Below are 10790 nucleotides of genomic sequence, written 5' to 3' on the forward strand. Positions count from 1 at the left end.
CACGCCTTCTCCCACCCGCAGCACGCCTTCGCCGACCCGCAGCACACCCGCGCCGATCCGCAGCACGCCTTCGCCGACCCGGAACACGCCTTCGCCGATCCGGAGCACGCCTTCGCCGACCCGCAGCACACCCGCGCCGATCCGGAGCACGCCTTCGCCCACCCGCAGCGCGCCTTCGCCACCCAGGAGCGCGCCCGCGCCAGCCCGGACCGCACCCGCGTCAAGTCACCCACCCTGCACCACCACCCGTCGGGTCGCCACGGTCTGCAGCAGTCGTCCGGCCGTCAGGAGTGCCGCGGCCCAGCCGAGCTGGAAGGCGTACGTGCGGAGCAGGTCGACGCCCGTGTGCCGGCCGAGGAACACGTCGGCGGGCACCTGGAGCAGCGCCGACCAGGGCAGCGCGCGGGCGATCTCGCCGAGCGCGCCGGGGAAGACGTTCAGCGGCAGCAGCATCCCGGAGAAGAAGGTGCCCGCGAGCATCGCCACCTGTGTGACGCCCGCGCCGTCCATCAGCCAGAACGCGGTCAGCGCCACCAGGAAGCGCAGCGCGAAGCTGACCAGCGCGCCGAGCACCACGGCCAGCAGGAACGCCAGCCAGCGCAGCGGATCGGCGGGCAGCGCCAGGTCGAAGACGAGCGCGCCGATCGCCATCGGCACGACCCCCCGCCCGAGCAGCTGGAACAGGGCCCTCCCCAGATCGCTCGCCAGCCACCAGGCCTGGAGGTCCGCGGGCCGGTACAGGTCGACGGCGATGTCCCCGGTGCGGATCCGCTCGATCAGCTCGCCCTCGAAGCCGCCGCCCATCAGCGCCATCACGGTGAGCAGCGCCTGCCCGAGCCAGACGAACGTGACCGCCTGCGCCTGGTCGTACCCGCCGAGGCCCGGCCGCTCGTCCCAGAGCGCGATGTAGGTGTAGGCGAGGATCAGCCCGAAGACGGTGTTGGTGAACACCCCCGCCGCGGTCGCGATCCGGTATGTGGCGTATCTGCGGAAGCCCCCCTCGGCGACGGCCGCGTACAAACGGAACCGTCCTGCGCGCACAAGCATCCCTCTCACCGTGGGCCTCGTCCCGAATCGGGCCAAAGCGCAGGATCGTAGTGTGGTCGGGAACGCTCGCGCCAGGCATTTTCGGCGCGGGACGCGTGCCTGTGCCTTACGCGTGTGGCGACAGTGTGCAATGGGGTTTACGAGGCGTACTGGACGTACGACGCTAACCGGGAGTTTCGCGAGACATGAGCGACGAGCCGCAGCAGCAGGGCGCCGCCGGACAGGGTGGCGCGGCCACCGGGACCGGCAAGGCCAAGAAGCCGAAGCGCCCCAAGCGCAAGGGCTGGCGGCGGATCTTCCCGACCTGGCGCATGGTCCTCGGCGGTTTCATCCTGCTCGTCCTGCTGGTCGTGGGCGCCTTCATGGCCGGTTACATGCTGGTCGACATCCCCTCGGCGAACGCCGCGGCGACCAAGCAGAGCAACGTCTACCTGTACGCCGACGGCACCGAGATCGCCCGCGACGGCGAGGTGAACCGCGAGAAGGTGCCGCTCACGCAGATCCCCCTGAGCGTCCAGCGCTCCGTGCTCGCCGCCGAGGACCGCGACTTCTACAGCGAGTCCGCGGTCGACCCGAAGGCGATGATCCGGGCCGCCTGGAACACCGTCACCGGCAAGGGCAAGCAGTCCGGCTCCACGATCACCCAGCAGTACGTGAAGAACTACTACCTGGGCCAGGAGCAGACGGTCACCCGCAAGGTGAAGGAGTTCTTCATCTCCATCAAGCTGGACCGCGAGGTGAGCAAGGGCGAGATCCTCTCCGGCTATCTGAACACCAGCTACTTCGGCCGCAACGCGTACGGCGTGCAGGCCGCCGCCCAGGCGTACTACGGCAAGAACGTCAAGGAGCTCTCCACCGCCGAGGGCGCCTACCTCGCGACGCTCCTCAACTCCCCCAACGCGTACGACGTAGCCACGCACCCCGAGAACAAGCAGCGCGCGACGGGCCGCTGGAACTACGTCCTGGACGGCATGGTCAAGGAGGGCTGGCTCAGCAGGTCCGAGCGGGCCGGCATCAAGTTCCCGATGCCCGACGAGGCGAAGGGCACGGCGGGCCTGTCCGGCCAGCGCGGCTACGTCGTCAAGGCCGTCGAGGACTACCTCACCGCCAACGAGATCATCGATGCGGAGACCCTCGCCAAGGGCGGCTACCGCATCACCACGACCCTCCAAAGAGACCGCCAGGACGCCTTCAAGAAGGCCGTCGACGACCAGGTGATGTCGAAGGTCGACAAGGGCGCCCGCAAGGTCGACCGCAACGTCCGCGCGGGCGGCGCCTCCATCGACCCGGCCACCGGCAAGGTCGTCGCGATGTACGGCGGCATCGACTACACCAAGCAGTACGTCAACAACGCGACCCGCCGCGACTACCAGGTCGGCTCCACCTTCAAGCCGTTCGTGTTCACCTCCGCGGTCGAGAACGGCTCCGTCACCCAGGACGGCCGCCCCATCACCCCGAACACCGTCTACGACGGCACCAACAAGCGCCCCGTGCAGGGCTGGAGCGGCGGCGCGTACGCCCCCGAGAACGAGGACCAGGTGTCCTACGGCGACACCACCGTCCGCGAGGCCACCGACAAGTCCGTGAACTCGGTGTACGCGCAGATGGCCGTCGACGTCGGCGCCGACAAGGTCAAGGACACCGCGATCGCCCTCGGTGTCCCGGAGAAGACCCCGGACCTCACCGCCTCCCCCTCCATCGCGCTCGGCCCGTCCACCGCGAGCGTCCTCGACATGGCCGAGGCGTACGCGACCCTGGCCAACCACGGCGAGCACGGCACGTACACGCTCGTCGAGAAGATCACCAAGGACGGCGTGGAGATCGACCTGCCGGAGCAGGAGACCGAGCAGGCCGTGACCCGCGAGGCCGCCGACACCACCACCTCCGTCCTGCGCAGCGTCGTGCAGGGCGGCACCGGCACGGCGGCCCAGGGCGCGGGCCGCCCCGCCGCGGGCAAGACCGGCACCGCCGAGAACGACACCGCGGCCTGGTTCGCCGGATACACCCCCGACCTCGCCACGGTCGTCGCCGTCATGGGCCAGGACCCGGACACCGGCGCGCACACCCCGCTGTACGGCGCGCTCGGCGAGTCCCGCATCAACGGCGGCGCCTACCCGGCCCGCGTCTGGGCGCAGTTCACCAAGTCCGCCCTGGAGGGCAAGCCGGTCAAGGACTTCGACCTGGAGGTGGCGCGGGGCGCGGACACGCCGCCGCCGACCGACCCGGCCACCGGCGGCACCCAGGAACCGGAGACGGGCGGCCCCACCACCGACGACCCCACCGACGGCGGCACGACGGACGGCGGCCCCACCGACGGGGGCGCCACCACCGGCGGACAGGTCACCGGCGGCGCCACCACGGACGGCGGCCAGGACCCCGGCGGGCAGACCGGCGGCCAGACGGGTGACCAGACCGACGGCGGCACGCTCGATGGAGGCATGCTCGACGGAGGCACACTCGACGGAGGCGCCGCCCAGGGCGGCCCGACGGGCGGCGGCACCGACACCGGAGGAGGGACCGGCGACGGCGCGGTCGGCGGGGCGCTCGGCGGCCTGACGGACGGCTAGGGCCTGTGTCGGGGCACGGTCAGTGCCCCGAAGTGGCCTTCAGGCCGACGACAGCGACCAGCAGCAGACACACGAAGAAGATCCGGGCGGCGGTGACGGGCTCGCCCAGGATCACCATGCCGAGCACCGCCGCACCGGCTGCGCCGATGCCCACCCACACGCCGTACGCGGTACCGATGGGCAGCGACTTGGCGGCGTACGACAGGAGCAGCATGCTCGCGACGATGCCCGCGCCCGTGAACACGCTCGGCCACAGCCGCGTGAACCCGTCCGTGTACTTCATCCCGATCGACCAGCCCACTTCGAGCAGACCGGCGACGATCAACAGAACCCAGGCCATGACGGCACCTCCGACGAGTAGAGAGAAGGGGTGCGTCGTCTTTGCGGAAACCCGGTACGGCGCGTCTCGTCGGGGTCGTTCCACGGTAGCAAAGGCCATACGTGAGGGGCTGGTGACAGTGGTCACCAGCGGTCCAGCCCCTGGCACCTGCTCTACAGGTACAGACCCGTCGAGTCCTCGGAACCCTCGAAACGGTCGGCGGCCACGGCGTGCAGATCGCGCTCGCGCATCAGGACGTACGCCACGCCCCGCACCTCGACCTCGGCGCGGTCCTCCGGGTCGTACAGGACCCGGTCACCCGGCTCGACCGTACGTACGTTCTGCCCGACCGCGACCACCTCGGCCCAGGCGAGCCGCCGGCCCACGGCCGCGGTCGCGGGGATCAGGATGCCGCCGCCGGAGCGGCGCTCGCCCTCGCTGGTGTCCTGCCGCACGAGCACGCGGTCGTGCAGCATCCGGATGGGCAGCTTGTCGTCGTGGTGGGTCTTCTCGCTCACGCCACCGAACCTACCTGCCCCGGCGCCGTATGCGGCCCCCCGGGTCAGCTGTCGCGCCGCCGCGAACCCACCACGAGCAGCCCGACGACGCCCACGGCCACCAGAGCCACCGGGACGATCCGCTCGATGCGGGGCGAACCGTCCTCCGCGACGAACCGGCCCTTCACGTCCGAGACGAATCGGTTCGCCCCGACATACGCCCGGCCAAGTGAGTTGTCCACACTCGACACGACCTTCGCCTTCGCGTCGCCGACGATCGTCTTCGGGTGGACGCGCACCCCGATCTCGTCGAGCGTCTCGGCCAGCTGGTCGCGCCGGCGCTTGATGTCCGCCTCGATCTGCGCAGGGGTCCTGGCATCCGACACCGCGCTGCCTCCAGGTCGTATCGATTGTGTGGACGTGATCTGTGCCCACAGTCTGTCAGCTTCACGCGCGCCGCACCCCACGGCACCCCTATTACGCTCGACTCCGTCACCACACCTTTCACGCCCCTTGCGAGGAGACCGAAGATGAGCGAGCGACTGCAGCCCGGCGACACCGCCCCCGCCTTCACCCTGCCCGACGCCGACGGCAAGGACGTCTCGCTGGCCGACCACAAGGGCCGCAAGGTCATCGTCTACTTCTACCCGGCCGCCCTGACCCCCGGCTGCACCAAGCAGGCGTGCGACTTCACCGACAACCTCGACGTGCTCGCGGCGGCCGGTTACGACGTCATCGGCGTGTCGCCGGACAAGCCGGAGAAGCTCGCGAAGTTCCGTGAGCAGGAGAGCCTCAAGGTCACGCTGGTCGGCGACCCGTCCAAGGAGACCCTGGAGGCGTACGGCGCCTTCGGCGAGAAGAAGCTGTACGGCAAGACGGTGACCGGCGTCATCCGCTCGACCGTCGTGGTCGACGAGCAGGGCAAGGTCGAGCACGCGTTCTACAACGTGAAGGCGACGGGCCACGTGGCGAAGATCATCAGGGACCTGGGCGTCTGAGCGACGCCCCCCGGGCGAGCCCCGCCCTATGACAAAGCGCTGTGACAAAACGGTGTGACAAAGCCCCCCTCGCGGGGGGCTTTCGTTTGCGCGGGCGATGTTCGAGCAAGTGATCCCGGGGGGAGCACGTCCGAAGAACGAAAGGAACCACTCCATGGCGGCCCACGAAGAGACCGAGGCCGATACAGCGGCGGTCAAACGCCACCGCTCCCTGTTCCGGGCCGCCGACCGGCGCAAGAACCCGCCGCTGCGCCGCACCGACATCACGGTCACGGACGAGGCCGCGGTGAAGCGGGCGGTGAAGGCGGCCTCGCTCGGCAATGCCATGGAGTGGTTCGACTTCGGCATCTACAGCTATCTGGCCGTCACCATCGGCCATGTGTTCTTTCCATCCGGGAACGACACGGTCCAGCTGATCTCCTCCTTCGCGACCTTCGCGGTGTCCTTCCTGGTCCGCCCCATCGGCGGCATGGTGTTCGGCCCGATGGGCGACAAGATCGGCCGCAAGAAGGTCCTCGCCCTGACGATGATCATGATGGCGATCGGCACGCTCGCCATCGGCCTGATCCCGTCCTACGCCACGATCGGCTTCTGGGCGCCGGTCCTGCTGATCCTCTTCCGCCTGGTCCAGGGCTTCTCCACGGGCGGCGAGTACGGCGGCGCCTCCACCTTCATCGCCGAGTACGCCCCCGACAAGCGGCGCGGCTACTTCGGCAGCTTCCTGGAGCTGGGCACGCTGGCCGGCTACACGGGCGCGGCCGGACTCGTCCTCATCCTCAACAGCGCCCTCGGCTCGGACGCCATGGAGTCCTGGGGCTGGCGCATCCCGTTCCTCGTCGCCGGACCGCTCGGCCTCGTAGGCCTCTACCTGCGTCTCAAGCTCGACGAGACACCGGCATTCCAGAAAATGGAGGACGCCACCTTCCACTCGGCGTCCGAAGGCGCCTCCACCGTGGAGACCACGGCCAAGGGTGACCTCGCGAAGATCTTCCGGAACCACTGGCCGACGCTGATCCTCTGCGTCGCGCTGGTCGGCGCGTACAACGTCACCGACTACATGCTGCTGTCGTACATGCCGACGTACCTCTCCGACGAACTCGGCTACGACGACTCCCACGGCCTGCTGATCCTCATCGGCACGATGATCGTCCTGATGCTGATCATCAACCAGGTGGGCAAGCTGTCCGACCACTTCGGCCGCAAGCCGCTGCTGATGACGGGCATGCTGAGCTTCCTGGTCCTGTCCGTCCCGGCATTCCTCCTGATCAAGCAGGGCAGCCTCGTGGCCGTCTCCGGCGGCATGCTCCTGCTCGGCCTCTCCCTGGTCTGCCTCCTCGGCACGATGTCGGCGACGCTCCCGGCCCTCTTCCCCACCTCCGTCCGCTACGGCTCCCTCTCCGTCGGCTACAACCTCTCCGCCTCCCTCTTCGGCGGCACGGCCCCCCTGGTGATCACGTCCCTGATCAGCATCACGGGCACGGACATGGTCCCGGCGTACTACTCGATGGCGGCGGCCGTCGTCGGCGTCATCGCGGTGGCCTGCATGAAGGAAACGGCCCAGAAGCCACTCTCGGGCTCACCGCCGTCGGTGGAGACGAAGAGGGAGGCGGCGGAACTGGTGGAGGCCCAGGCGACGGCCCCGAAGTTCTGAGCTCCTGCCGACCCCTTCCGGAACGGCCCGCCCCAGCTGCAAGTGGGGTGGGCCGTTCCGCATTTCGGGCGTGACGGTCCGATTTTCGGTTCGTTACTCCGTACGAGGCCGCGAACGGGTGGCCGGATACGGAGGGGCAGATGCCGGTCAGCCGGTACACCAGGGAACGCCCGGAGGGCGTCTACAGCAAGAGTCACCTCATGGCGATGGTCGCTGAGGCACGCAACTGGGCCGATCTGATGCGCCGCCTGGGCCTCGGGACGAGCGGCGGGCAGCGCCGCGTGTTGCAGGAGAAGGTGATCCAGCATGGGCTCGACACGAGCCACTTCGCCAAACGCAGCCCATGGCGTAAGTATCCGGACGCCGCCATTGCCGAAGCCGCAGCGTCATCGACTTCCCTGCGCGAAGTAGCACTGAAGCTGGGTGCCACACCGGCTACAGGGACGCTCTCCCACATCCGGCGCCGTATCGGCACCGCAGGCATCGACATCAGCCACTTCCCTGGCATCGACCGTCCCGAGGTGGACCTTCCCGTCACCACCGAGGAACTGCGGACGGCGGCCTTGACGGCCACCAGTGTGCGCGGCGTGGCTCGCGCGTTGAGCGTGCCGGACGACAGCCGCTCCCGCGCAACACTGAGTCGCATGCTGCGCGCTCAGCACATCGACACCAGGCACTTCTCCCACCAGCGTCTACTCATCCGGGAGGAAGACCTGCGCGACCTGGTACGGAGCTGCACGAGCTATGCCGATGTGATGCGTGGTCTCGGCATGGAGGTCAACGACACGAATCACCGCCGTGTCCGCCGCACGGCGGCACGCCTCCATCTCGACACGAGTCACTTCAAACGCAGGGCTTGGGGGCAGCCGGAGCGCCCCGCACCACCGTCGACCGCACACCGGGTGTTGGTCGTACTGCCGGACGACGCCGGGCGGACCAGGAGGCCCCAGCTCCACCGGGCCCTGACCGAAATCGGAGTCCCGTACCAATGCGCGTGGTGTGGCAGCACCGGTGAATGGCTGGGGCAGTCGGTCACTTTGCAGATCGACCACGTCAACGGAGACTGGCGCGACAACCGACGGGAGAACCTGCGGTATCTGTGCCCCAACTGCCACGCGTTGACGGAGACGTGGTGCCGCCGGAAGGGGCAACCGCCTCTCGCCGGTCAGCCTGCCCTACCCGTACACTGAACGCCGCCGGTCAAACACACTGACCGTTTTTGAGCGGCCGTGATGGAATTTGGCAGTCATGCTGGGTTTAGGTCCCAGTGGGTTCACACCCGTGTGGGTTCGAGTCCCACCGGCCGCACTTTTTGCGGGCTGTGTGGCCGGTCGGCTTGAGACCGGCCGCACAGCCCGTTTGCGTCAGCCCAACAACTCCCGGACCACCGGCACCAACCCCCGGAACGCCTCCCCCCGATGGCTGATCGCGTTCTTCTCCGCGGGCGAGAGCTCCGCGCACGTGCGCGTCTCGCCGTCCGGCTGGAGGATCGGGTCGTAGCCGAAGCCTCCGGAGCCCGAGGGGGCCTGGCGCAGTACTCCCCGGAGTCGGCCCTCCACCACTCGCTCCGTGCCGTCGGGGAGCGCCAGGGCCGCCGCGCAGGCGAAGTGGGCGGCGCGGTGGTTCGGGGGGATGTCGGAGAGCTGGGCCAGGAGGAGGGCCAGGTTGGCCTGGTCGTCGCCGTGGCGGCCGGACCAGCGGGCGGAGAAGATGCCGGGGGCTCCGCCGAGGACGTCGACGCAGAGGCCCGAGTCGTCGGCGACGGCGGGCAGGCCGGTGGCCCGGGCGAGGGCGTGCGCCTTGAGCAGGGCGTTCTCGGCGAAGGTGACGCCGGTTTCCTTGACGTCGGGGATCTCGGGGTAGGCGTCCGCGCCGACGAGCTCATGAGTGAGGCCTGCGTCGGCGAGGATCGCCTTCAGCTCCGTGATCTTGCCGTTGTTGCGGGTGGCGAGGATGAGGCGGGTCATGCCCCCAGTATTACGGCGTGCAGACCCTTGTCAGTTCGCCCGCCGCGTCGGTGACCGGGCTGACGTCAGGAGTGTTGTCGCCGTTCTTGATGGCGTCGCGGACGTTGTCGACGGCCTTGTCGAGGTCGTCGACGGCCTTGCCCACGTCGGCGTCGTCGGTCTTGTCGTCGATCTTGTCGAGGTTCTTGCCGATGTCGTCGAGCGCCCGGTCCGCCTCGGCGGGGTTGTCGGCGGCGTTCGAGACGGCCTGTTGCAGGTCGGTGACGCTGTCGGCGATGGTGTCCGCGGTCTGGACGCAGTCCAGGGCCTTGGAGACGGCGTCGCAGCCGACGAGGCCGACGCCTGCCGGTACGACGATCAGGGCTGTGGCGACAGCGGTGGCGATACGACGGTGGCGCGCGGCCATGGTTCGGTCCCTCCCCGGGGTGCGTACGGACGCACGGTTCTGCCCGTGCGCCCGTACTCGTTACAACGCCGGGCGCGGGTGGTTGGTTGCTCGGCGTGACCTACGTCGCTATCGCGTCGCTTCGAGCGCCTCGCGCTGGACGGCGGCGAGGTCCTCGCAGCCGCCGACGGCGAGGTCGAGGAGCGCGTTGAGTTCCTTGCGGTCGAAGGGCTCGGCCTCGGCGGTGCCCTGGACCTCGACGAAGCGGCCGTCGCCGGTGCAGACGACGTTCATGTCGGTGTCGGCCCTGACGTCCTCCTCGTAGCAGAGGTCGAGGAGGGGTACGCCGCCGACGATGCCGACGGAGACGGCGGAGACGGTGTCGGTGAGGGGCTTGCGGCCGGCCTTGACGATCTTCTTGCCCTGGGCCCAGGCGACGGCGTCGGCGAGGGCGACGTACGCGCCGGTGATGGCGGCGGTGCGGGTGCCGCCGTCGGCCTGGAGGACGTCGCAGTCGAGGACGATGGTGTTCTCGCCGAGCGACTTGTGGTCGATGACGGCGCGGAGGCTGCGGCCGATGAGGCGGGAGATCTCGTGGGTGCGGCCGCCGATCTTGCCGCGGACGGCTTCGCGGTCGCCGCGGGTGTTGGTGGAGCGGGGCAGCATCGAGTATTCGGCGGTGACCCAGCCCTCGCCGCTGCCCTTGCGCCAGCGCGGGACGCCTTCGGTGACGGAGGCGGTGCAGAAGACCTTGGTGTCGCCGAAGGAGATGAGGACGGAGCCCTCGGCGTGCTTGCTCCAGCCGCGTTCGATGGTGACGGGGCGGAGCTGTGCGGGGGCGCGGCCGTCAATGCGGGGCGAGGGCGTAGAGGACATGCGTCGAGCCTAGCCTTTGAGCGGGCCCGCGAGTTGCCGCCCTTGGGTGCTGTGGTCTGCGGGACGGGCTCGCTCTTCCGTGCGAGAGGCCCCGTCCAGTGCTGCGGACGGGGCCTCTCGGTGCGGGTCTCGCGGTGCGGGCCCCTCGGGTGGGTCTCGCGGTGCGGGTGCTCGCGGTGCGGATGCTCGCGGTGCGGGCCTCTCGGTGCGGGTGCTCCCGGTGCGGGCCCCTCGGTGCGGGTCTCGCGGTGCGGGTGCTCGCGGTGCGGGTGCTCCCGGTGCGGGCCCCTCGGTGCGGGTCTCGCGGTGCGGGTGCTCGCGGTGCGGGTCTCGCGGTGCGGGTGCTCGCGGTGCAGGCCCCTCGGTGCGGGCCCCTCGGTGCGGGCCTCTCGGTGCGGGTCTCGCGGTGCGGGTGCTCGCGGTGCGGGTCTCGCGGTGCGGGTGCTCGCGGTGCAGGCCCCTCGGTGCGGGCCCCTCGGTGCG

The 10790-nt window shown here is 69.8% G+C and carries 11 protein-coding genes, 1 tRNA gene and 1 riboswitch; of the genes, 5 read left to right on the plus strand and 7 right to left on the minus strand.

The window, feature by feature from the left end:
- Positions 1-225: 225 nt before the first annotated feature.
- A complete protein-coding gene (locus tag ACWDVB_RS03180) occupies positions 226-1047 on the minus strand; it encodes an ABC transporter permease (protein ID WP_451515597.1) in 822 nt (273 codons plus the stop codon).
- Positions 1048-1232: 185 nt separating this feature from the next.
- On the opposite strand from ACWDVB_RS03180, the gene ACWDVB_RS03185 reads away from it, so the two are divergent.
- Positions 1233-3614, plus strand: a complete 2382-nt coding sequence (locus tag ACWDVB_RS03185) for a transglycosylase domain-containing protein (protein ID WP_451515596.1) — start codon at positions 1233-1235, stop codon at positions 3612-3614.
- A 19-nt stretch (positions 3615-3633) separates the two neighbouring features.
- Here ACWDVB_RS03185 and ACWDVB_RS03190 read toward each other — a convergent pair whose 3' ends face one another.
- From ACWDVB_RS03190 to ACWDVB_RS03200, 3 genes are all read right to left on the minus strand, one after another.
- Positions 3634-3954 carry a DMT family transporter gene (locus ACWDVB_RS03190; RefSeq protein WP_451515595.1) on the minus strand — a complete coding sequence of 107 codons (321 nt, stop codon included), beginning with the start codon at positions 3952-3954 and terminating at the stop codon, positions 3634-3636.
- 29 nt (positions 3955-3983) lie between these two features.
- Positions 3984-4049, minus strand: a riboswitch (guanidine-III (ykkC-III) riboswitch).
- A 57-nt stretch (positions 4050-4106) separates the two neighbouring features.
- On the minus strand, positions 4107-4451 hold the full coding sequence (locus ACWDVB_RS03195; protein ID WP_030793504.1) for a GroES family chaperonin: 345 nt from the start codon (positions 4449-4451) through the stop codon (positions 4107-4109).
- Between the two features lie 44 nt (positions 4452-4495).
- Entirely contained in the window at positions 4496-4816 is a 321-nt protein-coding gene (locus tag ACWDVB_RS03200) for a DUF3618 domain-containing protein (RefSeq protein WP_451515594.1), read from the minus strand.
- A gap of 144 nt (positions 4817-4960) precedes the next feature.
- On the opposite strand from ACWDVB_RS03200, the gene bcp reads away from it, so the two are divergent.
- The 4 genes from bcp to ACWDVB_RS03220 all read left to right on the plus strand — a co-directional run bounded on the left by bcp (position 4961) and on the right by ACWDVB_RS03220 (position 8387).
- The gene (bcp, locus tag ACWDVB_RS03205; protein ID WP_451515593.1) at positions 4961-5428 is read left to right on the plus strand and encodes a thioredoxin-dependent thiol peroxidase; all 468 of its coding nucleotides are present in this window, start codon (positions 4961-4963) and stop codon (positions 5426-5428) included.
- Between the two features lie 154 nt (positions 5429-5582).
- Positions 5583-7079 (plus strand): glycine betaine/L-proline transporter ProP, encoded by a 1497-nt coding sequence (gene proP, locus ACWDVB_RS03210; protein WP_451515592.1) that lies wholly within the window; start codon positions 5583-5585, stop codon positions 7077-7079.
- A 200-nt stretch (positions 7080-7279) separates the two neighbouring features.
- A complete protein-coding gene (locus tag ACWDVB_RS03215; protein WP_451515591.1) occupies positions 7280-8269 on the plus strand; it encodes an HNH endonuclease in 990 nt (329 codons plus the stop codon).
- A 33-nt stretch (positions 8270-8302) separates the two neighbouring features.
- A tRNA-Leu gene (locus ACWDVB_RS03220) sits at positions 8303-8387 on the plus strand.
- A gap of 56 nt (positions 8388-8443) precedes the next feature.
- Here ACWDVB_RS03220 and rdgB read toward each other — a convergent pair.
- From rdgB to rph, 3 genes are all read right to left on the minus strand, one after another.
- Positions 8444-9046 carry an RdgB/HAM1 family non-canonical purine NTP pyrophosphatase gene (gene rdgB, locus ACWDVB_RS03225; RefSeq protein WP_451515590.1) on the minus strand — a complete coding sequence of 201 codons (603 nt, stop codon included), beginning with the start codon at positions 9044-9046 and terminating at the stop codon, positions 8444-8446.
- A 10-nt stretch (positions 9047-9056) separates the two neighbouring features.
- A complete protein-coding gene (locus ACWDVB_RS03230; RefSeq protein ID WP_451515589.1) occupies positions 9057-9452 on the minus strand; it encodes a hypothetical protein in 396 nt (131 codons plus the stop codon).
- Between the two features lie 108 nt (positions 9453-9560).
- The gene (gene rph, locus ACWDVB_RS03235; protein ID WP_451515588.1) at positions 9561-10307 is read right to left on the minus strand and encodes a ribonuclease PH; all 747 of its coding nucleotides are present in this window, start codon (positions 10305-10307) and stop codon (positions 9561-9563) included.
- Between the last annotated feature and the right edge of the window lie 483 nt (positions 10308-10790).

The sequence above is a fragment of the Streptomyces sp. NPDC003379 genome (assembly GCF_053589195.1).